Annotated in this window: 16 protein-coding genes, 1 tRNA gene and 1 riboswitch; of the genes, 4 read left to right on the forward strand and 13 right to left on the reverse strand. The window is 70.8% G+C overall.

Annotated features, from left to right (window positions below):
• Positions 1-200 precede the first annotated feature (200 nt).
• A complete protein-coding gene (locus tag M6G08_RS33880) occupies positions 201-1004 on the forward strand; it encodes a hypothetical protein (protein WP_272590948.1) in 804 nt (267 codons plus the stop codon).
• Between the two features lie 34 nt (positions 1005-1038).
• On the opposite strand, the gene M6G08_RS33885 is transcribed toward M6G08_RS33880, so the two are convergent.
• Positions 1039-1332: a hypothetical protein gene (locus M6G08_RS33885; RefSeq protein WP_272591507.1), complete on the reverse strand. Its 294-nt coding sequence runs from the start codon at positions 1330-1332 to the stop codon at positions 1039-1041.
• A 122-nt stretch (positions 1333-1454) separates the two neighbouring features.
• Here M6G08_RS33885 and M6G08_RS33890 point away from each other — a divergent pair, with 122 nt between their 5' ends.
• On the forward strand, positions 1455-1685 hold the full coding sequence (locus tag M6G08_RS33890) for a DUF4287 domain-containing protein (protein WP_272590949.1): 231 nt from the start codon (positions 1455-1457) through the stop codon (positions 1683-1685).
• Between the two features lie 109 nt (positions 1686-1794).
• Here M6G08_RS33890 and M6G08_RS33895 read toward each other — a convergent pair whose 3' ends face one another.
• The 4 genes from M6G08_RS33895 to M6G08_RS33910 form a co-directional block, all read right to left on the reverse strand.
• Positions 1795-2706, reverse strand: a complete 912-nt coding sequence (locus M6G08_RS33895) for a Bax inhibitor-1/YccA family protein (protein WP_272590950.1) — start codon at positions 2704-2706, stop codon at positions 1795-1797.
• Between the two features lie 168 nt (positions 2707-2874).
• Positions 2875-4050 carry a 4-hydroxybenzoate 3-monooxygenase gene (locus M6G08_RS33900; protein ID WP_272590951.1) on the reverse strand — a complete coding sequence of 392 codons (1176 nt, stop codon included), beginning with the start codon at positions 4048-4050 and terminating at the stop codon, positions 2875-2877.
• Positions 4051-4202: 152 nt separating this feature from the next.
• Entirely contained in the window at positions 4203-4808 is a 606-nt protein-coding gene (locus tag M6G08_RS33905; RefSeq protein ID WP_272590952.1) for an NADPH-dependent FMN reductase, read from the reverse strand.
• Between the two features lie 116 nt (positions 4809-4924).
• Positions 4925-5008 (reverse strand) — tRNA-Leu (locus M6G08_RS33910).
• Positions 5009-5425: 417 nt separating this feature from the next.
• On the opposite strand from M6G08_RS33910, the gene M6G08_RS33915 reads away from it, so the two are divergent.
• Positions 5426-6223 carry an ABC transporter ATP-binding protein gene (locus M6G08_RS33915; protein ID WP_272590953.1) on the forward strand — a complete coding sequence of 266 codons (798 nt, stop codon included), beginning with the start codon at positions 5426-5428 and terminating at the stop codon, positions 6221-6223.
• Between the two features lie 44 nt (positions 6224-6267).
• Positions 6268-8796, forward strand: coding sequence for an ABC transporter permease (locus tag M6G08_RS33920; protein ID WP_272590954.1), 2529 nt, complete (start codon positions 6268-6270; stop codon positions 8794-8796).
• A gap of 107 nt (positions 8797-8903) precedes the next feature.
• Here M6G08_RS33920 and M6G08_RS33925 read toward each other — a convergent pair whose 3' ends face one another.
• The 8 genes from M6G08_RS33925 to M6G08_RS33960 all read right to left on the reverse strand — a co-directional run bounded on the left by M6G08_RS33925 (position 8904) and on the right by M6G08_RS33960 (position 18181).
• On the reverse strand, positions 8904-10205 hold the full coding sequence (locus tag M6G08_RS33925) for a class I SAM-dependent methyltransferase (RefSeq protein ID WP_272590955.1): 1302 nt from the start codon (positions 10203-10205) through the stop codon (positions 8904-8906).
• 219 nt (positions 10206-10424) lie between these two features.
• Entirely contained in the window at positions 10425-11825 is a 1401-nt protein-coding gene (locus tag M6G08_RS33930) for an NAD(P)/FAD-dependent oxidoreductase (RefSeq protein WP_272590956.1), read from the reverse strand.
• A 483-nt stretch (positions 11826-12308) separates the two neighbouring features.
• Entirely contained in the window at positions 12309-13256 is a 948-nt protein-coding gene (locus M6G08_RS33935) for a Ppx/GppA phosphatase family protein (RefSeq protein WP_272590957.1), read from the reverse strand.
• Complete coding sequence (locus M6G08_RS33940; RefSeq protein ID WP_272590958.1) at positions 13253-13810, reverse strand: DUF501 domain-containing protein; 558 nt, start codon at positions 13808-13810, stop codon at positions 13253-13255. Before M6G08_RS33940 ends, M6G08_RS33935 begins: the two co-directional genes overlap by 4 nt.
• Positions 13811-13875: 65 nt before the next feature.
• Positions 13876-14358: an FtsB family cell division protein gene (locus M6G08_RS33945; RefSeq protein ID WP_272590959.1), complete on the reverse strand. Its 483-nt coding sequence runs from the start codon at positions 14356-14358 to the stop codon at positions 13876-13878.
• A gap of 99 nt (positions 14359-14457) precedes the next feature.
• Positions 14458-15738 (reverse strand): phosphopyruvate hydratase, encoded by a 1281-nt coding sequence (gene eno / locus M6G08_RS33950; RefSeq protein WP_272590960.1) that lies wholly within the window; start codon positions 15736-15738, stop codon positions 14458-14460.
• Positions 15739-16031: 293 nt separating this feature from the next.
• Positions 16032-16754, reverse strand: a complete 723-nt coding sequence (locus M6G08_RS33955; RefSeq protein WP_272590961.1) for a LysM peptidoglycan-binding domain-containing protein — start codon at positions 16752-16754, stop codon at positions 16032-16034.
• 3 nt (positions 16755-16757) lie between these two features.
• Positions 16758-16924: riboswitch (cyclic di-AMP (ydaO/yuaA leader) on the reverse strand.
• A gap of 183 nt (positions 16925-17107) precedes the next feature.
• Positions 17108-18181 carry a transglycosylase family protein gene (locus tag M6G08_RS33960; protein ID WP_272590962.1) on the reverse strand — a complete coding sequence of 358 codons (1074 nt, stop codon included), beginning with the start codon at positions 18179-18181 and terminating at the stop codon, positions 17108-17110.
• Between the last annotated feature and the right edge of the window lie 20 nt (positions 18182-18201).

The following is an 18201-nucleotide window of genomic DNA, read 5'->3' on the forward strand; positions in this document are numbered from 1 at the left end:
CCGTTTTGTGACCCAAACTCCCCCAGGATGTGACCTACCTCTCCCGCACCCCTGATTTACGCAGGTCAGACCAGCAACACCCCTACCTTCCGGGCCCAAAGTCCTGTCCGTTTCGTGACGTTACGCACTGACAGACGGTTAGTCCTCCCTTCAAGCTGATGTAGGAAGTCGGGGGTCGACTTTGAACCGGGAGTACGTCAGTGAGCGCCATGCCGATCGCCCTGCTGCTCACCACGGCCGCCACCGGCGCCGTGGGCGTCGCCGTCCTGCGCAGCATCCTGGTGCTGCGCCGACAGGTGGCGGCTCTGCGCACCGAGCTGGCCGAGAGCCGCGCCACCGCCCCGCGGGGCCGGGTGCCCGCCGCCCGCTCCACCGCCGACGCGGAGGAGATACGCGACGCCGTCGCTCAGGCACTGGCCGAGGAACGGGAGCGGGAGCTCGCCGAGGCGCGGGCCTTCTGGGCCGCCCAGGAGTCCCGGGACTCCTCCGACGCGCCGCTGCTGCTCGGCCTGGCCGACAGCGAGCTGTTCCTGCCCCGCCAGGCCGACTTCGCGGGCATGGAGCCGGTGGCCGAACCGGGCGCCGACACCGACGAGGCGACCGCGCAGGACGCGGGCGGTCCGCGGGAGTCCGCCGAGCTGGCCGCCGCCCGCCGCCGGCACCCCTCGCACCCGGACTTCGTGCCGAACCCGTCACCGGCCGTCGGCGACCACGAGCGCACCGTCGCCACCCTCGAGGAGCTGGCCGAGTCGAGCGTGGCGCTGGCCGACGTCCGCCCGGGCCCGCTGGGCACGCTGGACGTGTACGTCTTCGCCGACGGGACCACTCTCTGCATGACGCCGGGGCACCGCGAGACCGCGGAGCGCCTGGCCGCCGCGCTGGGCGCGGGCAAGACGCCGTACCTGCTGGGCGGCTCGGGGATCTCCGGCGCCTACACGCTGACCTTCGCCTGCGGCGAGGACAACGTGTACATCCTGGCGGACCGGGTCATCGCGTCCCTCTAGCGCCCCCGCGCCCGGTGCGGCCCGCCCGGGGCCGTCAGACCCCGGCCCGCTTGCGGGCCTCCTCCACCAGCCGCACCGCCTCTGCCACCTGGCCCTCGTCCGTCAGTACGAGGGCCAAGTCGTGCGCGGCGACGGCGATCTGGTCGGCGGCGGCGAACATCCCCGCGTCCGGCATCTCCCGGGGCTCCGTCCCCGGCTCCTCCAGCAACTGGGCACGCCGGGACAGCTCCCTGGCCAGCTCCAGCGCCTCGGCGGCGGCCCCGCGTTGCAGCCTGCTCTGCGGGGCGGCCCGCAACCGGTCGGCGAAGTCGTCCACGGCACGGGTCATAGGCGTCGTATCAACCACGGCGCGAGCGTACGCGCCCCTCCGGGACTGTTGCCAACGGGCGAACGCTCAGGCACGGTGACCTGAAGGACCGGCTTACATCCCATTTCCGCCCGGAGGCGCCGATGTCCCAAGTCTTCTCCGAGGAGACCCATCGCAACATGCTCGCCCGCATCCCGCACTGCACCGGTCGTGAGATCTCCGACTGGCTGCGCGCCGTCGAGGACGGCCCCGCCCTCTTCCGTTTCGAGGAGAAGGTCAGCTGGCTCCGTCACGAACACAACCTCGCGTACGGCCACGCGAAGGCGATCATCCACGAGTACGACCTGAGAAGGGCCGCGCGCAGGCTCCGCTGAGCGCGCGCCGCCGCACCACGACGACCCACCACGACGACGAAGGGCCCCGGGCGGCAAGCCCGGGGCCCTTCACTGTCGACCGGCGTCCGCCGTCGCGGACCGTCCGTCGCTAGTCGTTGCTGTTCAGGATCGCGATCAGCCGCAGGAACTCCAGGTACAGCCAGACCAGCGTCAGGGTGAGGCCGAAGGCGGCGAGCCAGGCCTCCTCGCGCGGGGCGCCGTAGGCCAGGCCGTCCTCGACCTGCTTGAAGTCCATGGCGAGGAAGCAGGCGCCGAGGATGATGCCGACGATGCCGAAGACGACACCGAGCGTGCCGCTGCGGAAGCCGAGGCCGTCACCGCCGCCGAAGACGGCGAACAGCAGGTTCACCATCATCAGGAAGACGAAGCCGAGCGCGGCCGCCATGACGAAGCCGTAGAAGCGGCGGTTGACGCGGATCCAGCCGGCCTTGTACGCGATCAGCACACCGGCGAAGACCGCCATCGTGCCGATCACGGCCTGCATGGCCGCGCCGTCGGCGATGCGGTTGTCGACGACGCTGGAGACGACGCCGAGGAAGACACCCTCGAAGGCCGCGTACGTCAGGATCAGCGCGGGCGACGCCTTGCGCTTGAAGGACTGGACCAGCGCCAGGACCATGCCGATCAGCGCGGCACCGATGCCGATGCCGTAGGAACGGCCGATGTTGGCGTCGTCCACGGGCAGCAGCGCCCACGCGAGCGCGGCCGTCACGATGAGCGTGCCGAGCGTGCTCGCGGTGCGGATGACGACGTCGTCCATCGTCATCCGGCCGGCGCCGGCCGGCGCCTGCGGCGGCGCGCCGTGCTGCACGTCCTGCTGGGCGTACGGGTTGGTCGCGTACGGGTTCTGCGCGTACGGGTTGGCCCCCGCGGGCTGGGCATACGGGTTGCCCTGGGTGGCGACAGCGGGACCCCCGGCCTGCGGCGCGGTGTTGAAGCCCGCGTAGCCGTTGTCGCGGCTGAACCCCCGTCGCGAGAAGACCGGGTTTCTGCTCCTCATTTCACTCCTCCATGGCCACACTGCGCAGCCTTGGCTCAAGAGTAATGGAACGGCAAAGGAATGACCCTACTGCCTGGGGAGGATCTTTCCCTGCCCCTGCGGGTCAACACGCTACGCGGATCAGTGATTCCCCTCACGGGCGGGGTCGTGCGCGCGGCCCCTCGTCGCTCACCCGATCGGGAATCCGGTGTAGGCCTCGGCCAGGTCGGTCTCCGCGGCGCGCGAGGACGCGATGCGGTCCAGGCGGGCCACCTGGAGCCGGTCCTCGAAGGGGGTGGCGTCGGGAGCGCGGTGCAGCAGGGTGGTCATGTCGTACGAGAACCGCTCGGCCTGCCAGACGCGGCGCAGACAGGTCGCGGAGTAGGCGTCCAGGAGGGCCTCGGAGCCGGTCTCCCGCCGGTGTGCCAGCGCCCGCGCGAAGGTGACGACGTCCCCGACGGCGAGGTTCAGGCCCTTGGCGCCGGTGGGCGGCACGATGTGCGCGGCGTCGCCGGCCAGGAAGAGGCGGCCGTGCCGCATGGGCTCGTGGACGTAGGAGCGCATGGGGGTGACCGACTTCTGGGTGACCGGGCCGCGCCGGAGGGTCCAGTCGTCGTCGGTCTCGAAGCGGCGGTCCAGCTCCGCCCAGATCTCGTCGTCGCTCCAGCTCTCGGCGTCCGTGCCGACGGGGACCTGGAGGTAGAGGCGGGAGACGGACGGGGAGCGCATGGACAGGAGGGCGAAGCCGCGGTCGTGGCGGGCGTAGACCAGCTCGTCGTGCGAGGGGGCGACGTCGGCGAGGATGCCGAGCCAGCCGAAGGGGTACGTCCGTTCGAAGGTGCGGCTGAGTCCGGCCGGGACCGCCTTGCGCGCGACTCCCCAGAAGCCGTCGCAGCCGACGACGTAGTCGCACTCCAGGACGTCCTCGACGCCCTCGTGCCGGAAGCGGACGCGCGGGCGGTCGGTCTCGGCGCCCTCCACGGCCAGCGCCTCGGCCTCGAAGAGCAGCGGGCCGCCCTCCTCGAGCTGGAGGGCGATGAGGTCCTTGCACACCTCGGTCTGGGCGTAGACCATGACGGACCTGCCGCCGGTCAGCCGGGGGAAGTCGACGCGGTGGCGGCGGCGGTCGAACCGCAGCTCGATGCCGTCGTGACGCAGCCCCTCGCGGTCCATCCGCTCCCCCGCCCCGGCCGCGCGCAGGACGTCCACGGTGCCCTGCTCCAGGATTCCGGCGCGCTGCCGCCGCTCGACGTAGGCGCGGTCGCGGCTCTCCAGGACGACCGAGTCGATCCCCGCGTTGTGCAGCAGGCGGGCGAGGAGGAGTCCGGCGGGGCCGGCCCCGATGATCCCGACGGTGGTGCGCATCGGTCGTCCCTTCCATGGGTCGTGCGGCGTCGTCGCCCAGTCGTTCGCCTGGTGAAATTTCCTTCACTGAGCGCTGGGCTGAGTCTCCGGCCACGCTGCGCCGCTGTCAACGGTCCGCGGTGAATCACCGCGGACCGTCGCGGGAGTACCGGTCAGCCTCCGTACGGGCGGGCGGCGCGGCCCTCGCGGAGGGTCCGGCCCCACCATTCGAGTTGGTCCAGCAGGACGGCGGCGGCCTTGGCCGGACCGCCCTCGTCGAACGGGCGGCCGTCCTCGTCGAACTTCTCCCAGGCCATGGGGAACGAGACGGTGTCGCGCAGGGTGACCGTGTGCAGCTCGGCGAAGACCTGCCGCAGCTGCTCCACCGCCCGCGCGCCGCCGGCCATGCCGCCGTAGGAGACGAAGCCGACCGGCTTGGCGCGCCACTCGGCGTAGACGTGGTCGATGGCCAGCTTCAGGGAGGCCGGGTAGCCGTGGTTGTACTCGGGGGTGACGACCACGAAGCCGTCGAGCCCGCCGACACGCTCGGCGAGGCCTGGAGCGCCGGACGGCGCCCCGTCCTCACCCAGGGAGAGCTTCAGCTCCGCCGCGAGCGCCGGCTCGGACAGGTCGATGACGTGTACGTCCATGTCGTCGCGCCGGCCCGCCTCGGAGACGAACCACCGCGCGACGGTGTCGGCGAACCGGCCGGGCCGCACACTGCCGACGATCACGCCGATCTTCAGCGGGGACAGGGACACGGAAGGCAGGACGGACATGAGGGTTCCTCGTTTCGTGACGACCTCGGTGACGGCCTCGGTGACCGCCTGGAGAGGAACCTAGAAACTCAAGTTTGCTTGAGGTCAAACGCCGGTCCGCGCGCATTGCGGGAGAGTGCCCGGAGCCGGACTTGAACCGGCACGCCCGCGAAGGGGCAGCGAGGTTTAAGCTCGCCGTGTCTGCATTCCACCATCCGGGCAGGCCATGGGCTCCGCGTCGAGCGCCTTGAGCCTATCGGGGCACGCCCCTCGCGCAGGGGGCAGGCGGACCGATGTTGTCTTATTTTATTGGCGCCTGAGGGGTCATCAGCTCCGGGGCCGACCCATCCTCACTCGCCAACAGCCTTGCCCGTGGTGCCCGGCCACACATGCGGAATGACGGAATTTCACCGTCTCTTCAAGGGTGCCCGCCCCGTTACGGCGTCCCGCCGCGACGCCCGTCCGTGTCAACCGGCGGGTCGGGGTCGACCGTCATCCTCAGGTAGTACACGCGCCCTCGCCGTCCGACCGAAGTCGCCCCCAGGAACGGGAACAGCGGCTGACTACACGGCGCCCCGCGGCCGGAAGGATGGAGAACGTCCCCGAACACACGCCGTACCGACAGGAGCGCCCTTCCCGTGACCACCGCACCCTCCCCCGGGCTCCGCCCGGAAGGACCCCCAGCCGACCGGTCCACCACCGTGGCCGCGCGCGCCACGGAGCTGTCCAAGATCTACGGCCAGGGTGAGACCCAGGTGGTCGCCCTGGACCGGGTCTCCGTCGACTTCCGGCAGGCCGAGTTCACCGCGATCATGGGCCCCTCGGGCTCCGGCAAGTCCACGCTGATGCACTGCGTCGCCGGGCTGGACACCTTCTCCTCCGGCTCGGTGCGCATCGGCGACACCGAACTGGGCTCCCTGAAGGACAAGCAGCTGACCAAGCTGCGCCGCGACAAGATCGGCTTCATCTTCCAGGCGTTCAACCTGCTGCCGACGCTCACCGCCCTGGAGAACATCACCCTCCCGATGGACATCGCGGGCCGCAAGCCGGACAAGCAGTGGCTGGACTCCGTGATCCAGATGGTCGGCCTCTCCGGCCGGCTCGGTCACCGTCCCTCCCAGCTCTCCGGCGGTCAGCAGCAGCGCGTGGCCGTGGCCCGGGCGCTGGCCTCCCGGCCCGAGATCATCTTCGGTGACGAGCCGACCGGAAACCTCGACTCCCGCTCGGGCGCCGAGGTGCTGGGCTTCCTGCGCAACTCGGTGCGCGAGCTCGGGCAGACGGTCGTCATGGTGACCCACGACCCGGTGGCCGCGGCCTACGCGGACCGGGTGGTCTTCCTCGCGGACGGACGCATCGTCGACGAGGTGTACGGGCCGACGGCCGACTCGGTGCTGGACCGCATGAAGCGGTTCGACGCCAAGGGCCGTACCAGCTGACCCGTCCCCGCCCTCTCGTACTCACCTCCGGACAGAGAAGACCCATGTTCCGTACCGCCCTGCGCAACGTTCTCGCGCACAAGGCCAGGCTGTTGATGACCGTGCTCGCCGTGATGCTCGGTGTGGCGTTCGTGTCGGGCACCCTGGTCTTCACCAACACCATCTCCGACGCCCTGCAGAACAGCTCCGCCAAGGGCTTCGACCACGTCGACGTGGCCGTCACCCCCGAGTTCCAGGAGGCCGAGGGCGACAAGGTCGGCGAGCAGCCCGAGCTGACGCAGGCCCTCGTCGAGGACAGCGCCGGGGTGCCGGGCGCCGCCCACGCCATCGGCGTGGTCTCCGGCTTCACCGCGGTCGCCGACAAGGACGGCGACCTGATCGGCGACGGCTGGAGCACCAAGGGCGGCAACTACTGGGGCGAGAAGGACCCCCGGTACCCGCTGACCGACGGGCGCGCCCCCAAGGGCGAGGGCGAGATCCTCATCGACTCCAAGACCGCCGAGCGCACCGGCTACGGCGTCGGGGACACCGTGCGGATGTCCGTGGACGGCCCGGTCATCACGCCGAAGGTCGTCGGCGTCTTCACCACCGACGACGGCGGTGTCGCGGCCGGCGGCAGCCTCACCCTGTTCGACACGGCGACCGCGCAGAAGGTCTTCGGCAAGACGGGCGCGTACGACGAGATCGACGTCAAGGCGAAGGACGGCGTCACGCAGGCCGCGCTGAAGGCGGAGCTGGACAAGGCGCTGCCGAAGGGCCTGGTCGAGACCACCACCGCCCAGGAGCTGGCCGACGACCAGGCGGAGGCGATCGCCTCGTCGATGAGCGGCATGAAGCAGGGGCTGCTGGTCTTCGCCGGCATCGCGCTCTTCGTCGGCACCTTCATCATCGCCAACACCTTCACCATGCTGGTCGCCCAGCGCACCAAGGAACTCGCCCTGATGCGGGCGGTCGGCGCCTCCCGCCGGCAGGTGACGCGGTCGGTGCTGATCGAGGCGTTCGTGGTCGGCGTCGTCGCCGCGGTCACCGGCCTGCTCGCGGGCATCGGCATCGGGGCCGGGATGCGCGCCCTGATGGGCTCGATGGGCGAGGTCGTGCCCGACGGGCCGCTGGTGGTCTCGACCGGCACGATCGTCGCGGCCCTCGCGGTCGGCGTCCTGGTGACCATGCTGGCCGCCTGGCTGCCGGGCCGCCGGGCGGCGAAGATCCCGCCGGTCGCGGCGATGAGCAGCGTGCACGCGAAGGCGACGACCAAGTCGCTGGTGCTGCGCAACACGCTGGGCGCACTGGTCTCGGGCGCCGGCATCGCGGTCGTCCTCGCGGCGACCACCATGGGCGGCTCGGACGGGCAGGCCCCGATGGGTCTGGGCGCGGTGCTGCTGATCATCGGCGTGTTCATCCTGACGCCGCTGCTCTCCCGCCCGCTGATCGCCGCCGCCGCTCCGGTGCTGCGCGTGTTCGGCGTCTCCGGCAAGCTCGCCCGGCAGAACTCGGTGCGCAACCCGCGCCGCACCGCCGCCACCGCCTCCGCGCTGATGATCGGTCTGACGCTCATCACCGGCATGACCGTGATGGCCGGCAGCCTGCAGAAGTCGATCGACAAGATGGCGTCGGCGGCGATCAAGGCCGACTACGTGGTCTCCATGGCCAACGGCAACTGGCTCTCCCCGGACGTCGGCGAGAAGCTGGCCGGGACCGACGGCGTCACCGCCGTCAGCCCGCTGCGCAACTCCCCCGCCCGCATCGGCGGCGACACCGAGTACCTCACCGGCGTCAACGGCTCCACGATCACCGAGCTGACCGACCTGAAGGTCGAGCAGGGCGCGTTCGAGGTCGGCGGCACCGGGGTCGTCGTGGACGGCGAGACGGCGAAGGAGAACGGCTGGAAGGCCGGCTCGGACTTCACCGTCGCCTACGAGGACGGCGAGAAGCAGCGGCTCACCGTAGCGGGCGTCTACGAGGCCAACGAGATGCTGCGCGGCATCATGCTCGACAACTCCGTCCTCACCCCGCACCTGAGCGACCCGGTCGACATGCAGGTGATGGTGAAGATGTCCGACGGGGCCTCCGCGGCCGCCAAGGACAGCCTCCAGCAGGCGCTCGACACCAACCCGGCGATCAAGATCCAGGACAAGAAGGACATCTCCAACGAGATCGCCAAGATGTTCACGCTGATGCTGAACATGCTCTACGGCCTGCTGGCCATGGCGGTGATCGTGGCCGTCCTCGGTGTCATCAACACCCTGGCCATGTCGGTCTTCGAACGCTCCCAGGAGATCGGCATGCTGCGGGCCATCGGCCTGGACCGCAAGGGCATCAAGCGGATGGTCCGCCTGGAGTCCCTGGTGATCTCCCTGTTCGGCGGGGTGCTCGGCATCGGCCTGGGCGTGTTCTTCGGCTGGGCCGCCGGTGAGCTGATGGGCTCGACGATCGCGACGTACGAACTGGTCCTGCCCTGGGGACGGATGGGCGTGTTCCTGCTGCTGGCCGCCGTCGTGGGCGTCCTGGCCGCGCTGTGGCCGGCCCGGCGGGCGGCACGGCTGAACATGCTCCAGGCGATCAAGGCCGAGTAGGCCGAACAGGCCGAGCAGCTGGAGTGACGGTACGGCCGGGCAGCCGGCGCGTACGAGGAGGGCCCCGTTCCGTCCGGAGCGGGGCCCTTCGGCGTCGCGGGGGCCGGTCAGTGCCAGGTGCGGGCGCGCAGCGGCAGGCCGGAGCCGCCCGCCTCCGGGGTCTTCACCGCCAGGACCTGGTTGACGCCGATGCGGTTGCGCTCGAAGGAGAGCGCGCAGGCGGCCATGTACAGCCGCCACACCCGGGCCCGGCCGGGGCTGACCAGCCGGAGCGCCGCGGCCCACTCGGACTCCAGGTTGGCGACCCAGCGGCGCAGGGTGAGCGCGTAGTGCTCGCGGATCGACTCCACGTCGCGCACCTCGAACCCGGCACGCTCCAGCTGGGTCACGGTGGTGCCGAGCGGGGCCAGTTCGCCGTCGGGGAAGACGTAGGCGTCGATGAACTCGTCCACGTCGTAGGCCGACTCGTCCCGCTGGGGGCGCCGCGCGATCTGGTGGTTGAGCAGCCGCCCGCCGGGCCGCAGGAGCCGGTGGAGGTCGATGGCGTACTCCAGGTAGCGCTCGGCACCCACGTGCTCGGCCATGCCGATCGAGGAGATGGCGTCGTACGGCCCGTCGGCGACGTCCCGGTAGTCCTGGACGCGGATCTCCACCCGGTCGGTCAGGCCCTCGTCGGCGACGCGCTTGCGGGCGTAGGCGGCCTGCTCCTGGGAGAGGGTGACGCCGACGACGCTCACGCCGTGTTCGCGGGCCGCGTGGATCGCCATGGAGCCCCAGCCGCAGCCCACGTCGAGCAGGCGCAGGCCGGGCCGCAGGCCGAGCTTGCGGCTGACCAGTTCGAGCTTGTCGCGCTGGGCGTCCTCCAGCGTGCCGCCCTCGGCCTCCGGTGCCTGCCAGTAGGCGCAGGAGTAGACCATGGACGGGCCGAGGACGAGCTCGTAGAAGTCGTTGCCGACGTCGTAGTGGTGGCTGATGGCGCGTCGGTCGCTGCGCTTGGTGTGCAGGTGGCCGCGGGCCCGGCGGACCTCCTCCGGCGGCGGGGAGGGCGGCAGCGGCGGGCCGGCGAGCCTCACCAGGCCGCGCACGGCGGCCCTCACCTCGGGGTCGCGCAGCGCCCCGGCGAGCGTGCGGGCGTCCTCACCGCGCTCCCAGATCAAACCGGCCATCAGTTCGAGGGCGGTGTAGAGGTCTCCGTCGATGCCGAGGTCGCCGGCCACCCAGGCGCGGGCCAGGCCCAGTTCGCCCGGTTTGAACAGCAGCCGGCGCAGGGCCCGGCGGTTGCGGACGACGAGGACGGGGGCGCCCGGCGGGCCCGCCTGCGAACCGTCCCAGGCGCGGATACGCACCGGGAGGGGCGCTCCCAGCAACTGTTCGAAGAGGTTCTGCAGCCGCAGCGCGGCATCAGCCATGGCGTACCTCCGTGACGAGCGATCCCGGAATGTCCATCACCACGTAAACACCTGGGAGCCCGCCGTACAGTCCCCGGCGCGCGTTATGACTCGGCAAAATACTTGTACACACCACGAGTTCTGTCGCCGGGTGTGCGCGGGCAACGCGAAGGGGCCGCCCGCACCACGGATGGCGGGCGGCCCCTTCGGGGGACTGCTACGGCCGGCGGCGACCGGAGGTCAGGAGGCCTTGGCCTCGGTCTTAGCCGTCGGCTTGTCGCTCTGGTCGGCCTTCGGCGCGGCCGGAGCCGGCTTGGCGGCCTCGTAGAACTCCTCGCGCGGGGTCTCCATCGCGCCGAGGGAGACGACCTCGCGCTTGAGGAACATGCCGAGCGTCCAGTCCGCGAAGACGCGGATCTTGCGGTTCCAGGTCGGCATCGCAAGACCGTGGTAGCCGCGGTGCATGTACCAGGCGAGACGGCCCTTGAGCTTGATCTTCATCTTGCCCATGACGATCATCGCGACGCCCTTGTGCAGGCCGAGGCCCGCCACCGCGCCCTTGTTGGCGTGGCTGTACTCCTTCTGCGGGAAGCCCCGCATGCCGGAGACGACGTTGTCGCCGAGGACCTTGGCCTGGCGCAGCGCGTGCTGGGCGTTCGGCGGGCACCAGGCGTTCTCGTTGCCCGCCTTGCGGCCGACGAGGTCGGGCACCTGGGCGTTGTCGCCCGCGGCCCAGATGTAGTCGGTGCCCTGGACCTGGAGGGTGGGCGCGCAGTCGACGTGACCGCGGGGGCCCAGCGGCAGGCCGAAGCGGGACAGGGCAGGGTTCGGCTTGACGCCGGCCGTCCACACGATGGTGTTGGAGTCGACCTCGAGGCCGTTCTTCAGCACCACGTGGCCGTCGACGCAGGAGTCCATGGAGGTGGACAGGTAGACCTCGACGCCGCGGCCCTCGAGGTGCTCCTTGCCGTACTGGCCGAGCTTGGGGCCCACCTCGGGGAGGATCTTGTCGGCGGCGTCCACGAGGATGAAGCGCATGTCCTCGCGGGAGACGTTCTTGTAGTACTTGGCCGCGTCGCGGGCCATGTCCTCGACCTCACCGATGGTCTCCGCGCCGGCGAAGCCGCCGCCGACGAAGACGAAGGTGAGCGCCTTGCGGCGGATCTCCTCGTCGGTGGTGGAGTCGGCCTTGTCGAGCTGCTCCAGGACGTGGTTGCGCAGGCCGATGGACTCCTCGATGCCCTTCATGCCGATGCCCTGCTCGGCGAGGCCGGGGATCGGGAAGGTGCGGGAGACCGCGCCCATGGCGATGACCAGGTAGTCGAAGGGCAGCTCGTACGCCTCGCCCACCAGGGGGGCGATCGTGGCGACCTTGCGGTCCTGGTCGATGGTGGTGACCCGGCCGGTGAGGACCTCCGCCTTGGGAAGCACGCGCCGCAGGGGGACGACGACGTGCCGCGGGGAGATGTTGCCGGCGGCGGCTTCGGGGAGGAAGGGCTGGTAGGTCATGTACGACCGCGGGTCGACGACGGTGACGGTCGCCTCGCCGTAACGCATCTTCTTCTGGATGCGTCGAGCTGCGTACAGGCCTACGTACCCACCGCCTACTACGAGGATCCTGGGACGCTCCGTGGTGCTCATGCCATCGAGTATCCACCCGCCCCAGGGGGGTCGATCGTGCGCCCCTTCACAAGCTCATGTGAGGGCTGTGTTACCATTCGCCGCCCGAGTGACGGAGATCATGGCGAGCAGTGGAACCAGCGTGTACGGCACTCCGTTGTCAATGCCGCGTGAGCTGCTCCTCCGCATCGCCGGGGCCGGTGAACCAGTCCGCCCACGCCCCCCTCCGGGCCTCTGTCGGGACACCGTCCTGAACACGTTCAAAGGGCAGTTGAACCCCCAAAAGGGTCAGCGGGCGCACTTTCGCCGCCCGACCGGGCCCAATTCCTTGTGAAGAACTTCACGAACTTTCCCGACAGGACGTCACCGGAGGGCCCCGAAGGACCGCGAAAGGCCCCCCGGGAGCCGCTCAATCGTCGTCCGCACCGCTCAGACCGCGACCGCCGACGCCTGCGCTCACGCCCGCGTTCAGGCCCGCGCTCACGCCCGCGTTCAGGCCCGCATTCACGCCTGCGCCAGCGACCACGCGATGCCGTCGAGGATGTCGTGCTCGCTCACCACAACTTCCTCCGCGCCCGTCCGCTCCATGATCGCCAGCAGCACCAGCGCGCCCGCGCCGATCACGTCGACGCGCCCGGGGTGCATGGAGGGAACGGCCGCGCGCTCGGCGTGGGTGGAGCGCAGCAGCCAGTCGCTGATCTCCCGTACGCGCTCCAGCGAGACCCGGGAGTGGTGGATGGCGGCCGAGTCGTACTCCGGCAGTTCCTGCGCGATCGCGGAGACGGTCGTCACCGAACCGGCCAGCCCCACCAGGGTGCGCGCCTCGCGCAGCGGCACCGTCTGCTCGGCGAGGTCGAGGGCCGCCTCGATGTCGGCGCGCATCGCCGCGACCTGCACCCCGGTGGGCGGGTCGGTCACCGCGCCGTCGTGCACCAGGTGCCGCTCGGTCATCCGCACGCAGCCGACGTCCACGGAACGGGCGGCGCGCACGTGGTCCTCACCGACGACGAACTCGGTCGAGCCGCCGCCGATGTCGACGACCAGATAGGGCTTGTCGAGGTGGTCGCGGCCGGCCAGCTCCTTGGTGGCCCCGGTGAAGGAGAACTCGGCCTCCTGGTCGCCGGTGATGACCTCCGGCTCCACCCCGAGGATGTCCAGCACCCCGCGCACGAACACGTCCCGGTTCTCCGCGTCCCGGGAGGCGGAGGTGGCCACGAAGCGCAGCCGCTCGGCGCCGTGCTCCTTGATGACGGCGGCGTACTCGCGGCAGGCGGCGAAGGTCCGCTCCAGCGCCTCGGGCGCCAGCCGCCCGGTGCGGTCGACGCCCTGCCCGAGCCGCACGATGGTCATGCGGCGGTCGAGGTCGGTCAGCTCGCCCGTCTCCGGGTGCGCGTCGGCGACCAGCAGGCGGATGGAGTTCGTGCCGCAGTCGATGGCGGCGACCCGGGTCACTTGGCGTCCTCCCCGTCCGTCCCGTCCGTCCCGTCCGTCCCGGAAACCGTCACGCACGGTCCCTTGCGCCACCACTCGGGCAGCATCGCGATCGCCTCGTCGCCCAGCGGGTTGACGCCGGGACCGGCCGCCAGCGAGTGGGCGACCAGGACGTGCAGGCACTTCACGCGGTCCGGCATGCCGCCCGCGCTCGGGAAGCCGGTCAGCTCCTCGATCTCGTCGCGGCGCCGGATGTAGTCCTGGTGCGCGGCCCGGTAGGCGGCGGCCAGCTCCGGGTCGGCGGCCAGGCGCTCGGTCATCTCCTTCATCACGCCGTTCGCCTCCAGCGTGCCGATCGCGGAGGCCGCCTTCGGGCACGTCAGGTAGTACAGCGTGGGGAAGGGCGTGCCGTCGGGCAGCCGCGGCGCCGTCTCCACGACGTCCGGCTGGCCGCAGGGGCAGCGGTGGGCGATGGCGCGCAGGCCGCGCGGGGGGCGTCCGAGCTGCTGCTCGAACGCCTCGACGTCCGCGTCGGTGGGCTCGGTGCGCTCGGTGGTCGGCGGGGGAGTCTGCATGACTGTCTTCTGCTGGTCTTCCTGTTGAGTCACGGCCGGTGCGGTCGTTGCGCTGCCCGCACGGCTCACCGCCGGTCGGCGGCGGCGTCGGCCTTGTCGATGCCGTCCCACACGTTCCGGTACCAGGGACGGTCGGCGGCACCCGCCTCGGCGCGGGCCTGCCGGGCCGCGTCCGGGTCGACGACGATGAACCCCGTCTCCCCCGGCATCACGTAGTGCAGCCGCAGCCGGACCTGCTGCTCGGCGTAGGCGTCGTCCTGCCAGCGGGCCTTGAGGTCGCGCAGCTCCTCGACCCGCTCCCGGGTCTCCTGCTGCTGCCGCCGGAGGTCGGCGATCTCGGCGCGCTGGGCGACGTACTGCCGTATCGGGTAGGCGAGGGCGACGACGAGCGAGCAGAGCACCATCGCCAGCAGCGCGGCCCGGCCGGTCAGGCGGGAGCGGCGGGCCTGGCGCTTGGTCTGCGAGCGGTAGACCCGGGCCGCGGTCTGTTCCCCGATGATCCGGATCCTGGTCGCGGTGGAGAAACGGTCCCGGTCCTTCACCGCCATGTCTGTCCCCGCCTTCAGTCCACACGTGCGTACGTCCCCGCACACGGTACGGGACCGAGTACGGGGACGTACGTACGACGCTGCCTACAAGGGCGGTGCTCAGCCCTTGAAGCGGGGGAACGCGCTGCGGCCGGCGTACACCGCGGCGTCGTCGAGGATCTCCTCGATGCGCAGCAGCTGGTTGTACTTGGCGACGCGCTCGGAGCGGGCCGGGGCGCCGGTCTTGATCTGGCCGCAGTTGGTGGCGACGGCCAGGTCGGCGATGGTGACGTCCTCGGTCTCGCCGGAGCGGTGGGACATCATGCACTTGAAGCCGTTGCGCTGGGCCAGCTCCACGGCGTCCAGGGTCTCGGTCAGCGAACCGATCTGGTTGACCTTGACGAGGAGGGCGTTGGCGGCGTTCTCGTCGATGCCGCGGGCAAGGCGCTCCGGGTTGGTGACGAACAGGTCGTCGCCGACGAGCTGGACCTTGTCACCGAGCTTGTCGGTGATGGTCTTCCAGCCCTCCCAGTCGTCCTCGAACAGCGGGTCCTCGATGGAGACCAGCGGGTACGCGTCGACCAGCTCGGCGTAGTACTCGGTCATCTCGGCGGCGGAGCGCGTCTTGCCCTCGAAGGTGTAGGCGCCGTCCTTGTAGAACTCGGAGGCGGCCACGTCGAGCGCCAGGGCGATCTGCTCGCCGGGGGTGTAGCCGGCCTCCTTGATCGCCTCGAGGATGAGGTCGAGGGCCTCGCGGTTGGAGCCGAGGTTCGGGGCGAAGCCGCCCTCGTCGCCGAGGCCGGTGGCCAGGCCCTTGCTCTTCAGGACCTTCTTCAGGGTGTGGTAGACCTCGGCGCCCCAGCGCAGGGCCTCGGAGAAGGACTCCGCGCCGATCGGGGCGATCATGAACTCCTGGATGTCCACGTTGGAGTCGGCGTGCGAGCCGCCGTTCAGGATGTTCATCATCGGCACCGGCAGCAGGTGCGCGTTGGGGCCGCCCAGGTAGCGGAAGAGCGGCAGGTCGGACGCCTCGGAGGCGGCGTGGGCGACGGCGAGGGAGACGCCGAGGATGGCGTTGGCGCCCAGCGAGCCCTTGTTGTCGGTGGCGTCCAGGTCGAACATGGCCTGGTCGATCAGGCGCTGCTCGGTGGCGTCGTAGCCGACCAGCTCCGGGCCGATCTGCTCGATCACGGCGAGGACGGCCTTCTCGACGCCCTTGCCCAGGTAACGGCCGGCATCGCCGTCACGGAGTTCGATGGCCTCGAAGGCGCCGGTGGAGGCGCCGGAGGGAACGGCGGCACGACCCGTGCTGCCGTCGTCGAGGCCGACCTCGACCTCGACCGTGGGGTTGCCTCGGGAGTCCAGGATTTCCCGGGCTACGACGACGTCGATGGACGGCACGAGCATCTCCTTCTTCAATGTGACGCTTCGGTGTGACGCGCGGGTCCGAGGACCGCGGCGGCTCTGCGGGACCGAGCCTAACCGGCTCCGGGCGATCGGCCAGCCGATCGCCCACCCGCTGGACAGAACCGAGAGTAAATTGTTTCCGAACGGAACAAAGACGTTTCCGAAAATCCGTTCGGGATCACGGGTGATTCCGGGGCTGGATCCAGGGCTGGATCCAGGGCGCGAAAAACCCGCCCCGGTGCGTACGGGGGAACACGCACCGGGGCGGGAGTCACGGGGGCCGCCGCTTACTTCAGGTGCAGCTGCTGGCCCGGGTAGATCAGGTCGGCGTCGTCGACGATGTCGCCGTTCAGCTCGAACAGCTTCGCCCAGCCGCCCTTCACGTCGTGCTCCTCGGCGATCGAGCTGAGGGTGTCGCCCTTGACGACCTCGTACTCGCCGTCGCCCTTCTCGACCTTCTTGCCGGTCGGGGTGGTGACGGTCTTCTTCTCGGCGGGCTTGTCGGCCTTCGGCTCGGCGGCCGGACGCTCGTCGGAGCGGGAGGCCTTCTGCTCGGTGGAGCGCTCGGCGGTGGAGGCGCTGTCCTGGCTCTGCGAGGAGCCGCTGTCCTGGCTCTCGGAGCCGCCGCCGGTGTACGCGGCGTTCGACAGGCCGGTGCCGCAGACCGGCCAGGCACCCTTGCCCTGACCCGCGAGCACCTTCTCGGCGATCTCGATCTGCTGCGCCTTGGTCGCCTGGTCCGCGGTCGCGGCGTACTGCGTGCCGCCGTAGCCGGCCCAGGTGGAGGCGGAGAACTGCAGACCGCCGTAGTAACCGTTGCCGGTGTTGATGGACCAGTTGCCGCCGGACTCGCACTGCGCGACGGCGTCCCACTCGGACGCGGTGGCGGCGGAGGCGTTGCCGGCCGCCATCAGCGGGGCGGCGACGGCGGCACCGGTGACACCGGCGACGGCGACGATACGGGTGGCCTTGGACGGACGGCGGTGCTTGCCCTTGCCGGAAAACAGCATGGTTGATCCCCTCACCGACGCCTGCGAGGTGAGCTGTCGGGTTCGGGCCGGTTGAGTTGCCCGGCCGGGTCCCTCGCGGAACTCGGCTCCACCCCTAGCCGCTCCGGCTCAACTGCCCGGTGCGGCACTTACCTTGGTTCCCCCGCTCCTGCCTGCGGCGCTCGAAGCGACGACTGTTCCCGTGCGGCCGCTGGCAGGATTCGGCGTTGCGGCAGCCGGGGCCCGCGATGGCGAGCGGTCATGACCGTAGACACGCGCTCCGCGGATTTTCAAAGACGATCACGGCTTCTGAGACCTATCTCTCACGAGATCCAAAACGGACATAAAGTCTCTAACCGTGACGTGAACTCCCCCTACTTTTCGCCCGATTCGCCCGTGACCGTGAGCTTCTGACCGGGCAGGATGTGGTCCGGGTCGGAGCCGACGACGTCCTTGTTGCCGGCGTAGAGCGAACGCCACCCGCCGTCGAGGTCAAGGGAGTCGGCGATGCCCCAGAGACTGTCTCCGGAACGGACCGTGTAGGCGCCGTCCACGGCCTCCCGCGCCTCACCCTCACCGCGCGAGGCGTGCCGGCCCGAAGAGGCGTCCGCACGGCCGTCCGTACGGCCGCTCGCCGCACTCTCGTCGGCACTGTCGCCGCGGTGCCGCCCCGCACCGGACTCGCCACCGTCGGCGGCCGTCGACGCACCGTCACTCTGCCCCACCTTGTCCGTTCCATCGGCCTTGGTGGTTCCTGTGGACGGGCCGCCGGATTCCCGCGGGTCGGCACCCGCCGAGGAATCGGATTCGACGGAAGTGCCCGGCTTGGGCGTTTCGTCCTCACTGGTCGACGAGGGGTCAGAAGTCGGCGCGGGGGACGACGAAGGAGACGCCCCGGCGGCCGGTTCGGACGTCTCGCCCGAACCGGTCGAGCCGGACGGGTTCGTGGAACCGGACGGGTCGGCCGTGCCGGACGGGTCACTCGCCTCCGGGGCGGTGGGCGTCGGCGAGGGATCCGCGGTCCCCGACGAACCGTCACCGGCCGAACCGGTGCCGCCGTCCAGGACCCCCGAATCGTTGCCCAGTCCCGCGAGCAGACCACAGGTCGGCCAGGAGGCGATGCCCTGGTCCGCGTGTATGTTCTCGGCGACTCTGATCTGCTGCGAGCGGCTGGCCTGGTCGGCGCTGCGCGCGTACTCCAGGCCGCCGTACCGCTCCCAGGCCTCCTGGGAGATCTGGAGGCCGCCGTAGTACCCGTTGCCGCTGTTCTGGCTCCAGGCGCCGCCGGTCTCGCACTCGGCGACCCGGTCCCAGTTCGCGCCGTCGGCCGCGTGGGCGCCGGTGGCGCCGAGGAGGGGGATCGCGATGGCGGAGCCGGTCACTCCGGCGGCGACGACCAGGGCGGGAGCCTGGCGGGGGCGACGGTGACGACCGTTCCCGGAGAGCATGCGACGACCTTTCACGAGAC

The sequence above is a fragment of the Streptomyces sp. M92 genome (assembly GCF_028473745.1).
GTDB lineage: Bacteria > Actinomycetota > Actinomycetes > Streptomycetales > Streptomycetaceae > Streptomyces.

Coding starts and splice junctions, on each gene's coding strand:
- M6G08_RS33955 (WP_272590961.1), bottom strand. CDS start 16,754: ATGCTGTTTTCCGGCAAGGGCAAGCACCGCCGTCCGTCCAAGGCCACC.
- M6G08_RS33925 (WP_272590955.1), bottom strand. CDS start 10,205: ATGGCTGATGCCGCGCTGCGGCTGCAGAACCTCTTCGAACAGTTGCTG.
- M6G08_RS33940 (WP_272590958.1), bottom strand. CDS start 13,810: ATGCAGACTCCCCCGCCGACCACCGAGCGCACCGAGCCCACCGACGCG.
- M6G08_RS33895 (WP_272590950.1), bottom strand. CDS start 2,706: ATGAGGAGCAGAAACCCGGTCTTCTCGCGACGGGGGTTCAGCCGCGAC.
- M6G08_RS33890 (WP_272590949.1), top strand. CDS start 1,455: ATGTCCCAAGTCTTCTCCGAGGAGACCCATCGCAACATGCTCGCCCGC.
- M6G08_RS33930 (WP_272590956.1), bottom strand. CDS start 11,825: ATGAGCACCACGGAGCGTCCCAGGATCCTCGTAGTAGGCGGTGGGTAC.
- M6G08_RS33920 (WP_272590954.1), top strand. CDS start 6,268: ATGTTCCGTACCGCCCTGCGCAACGTTCTCGCGCACAAGGCCAGGCTG.
- M6G08_RS33960 (WP_272590962.1), bottom strand. CDS start 18,181: ATGCTCTCCGGGAACGGTCGTCACCGTCGCCCCCGCCAGGCTCCCGCC.
- M6G08_RS33945 (WP_272590959.1), bottom strand. CDS start 14,358: ATGGCGGTGAAGGACCGGGACCGTTTCTCCACCGCGACCAGGATCCGG.
- M6G08_RS33900 (WP_272590951.1), bottom strand. CDS start 4,050: ATGCGCACCACCGTCGGGATCATCGGGGCCGGCCCCGCCGGACTCCTC.
- M6G08_RS33905 (WP_272590952.1), bottom strand. CDS start 4,808: ATGTCCGTCCTGCCTTCCGTGTCCCTGTCCCCGCTGAAGATCGGCGTG.
- M6G08_RS33885 (WP_272591507.1), bottom strand. CDS start 1,332: ATGACCCGTGCCGTGGACGACTTCGCCGACCGGTTGCGGGCCGCCCCG.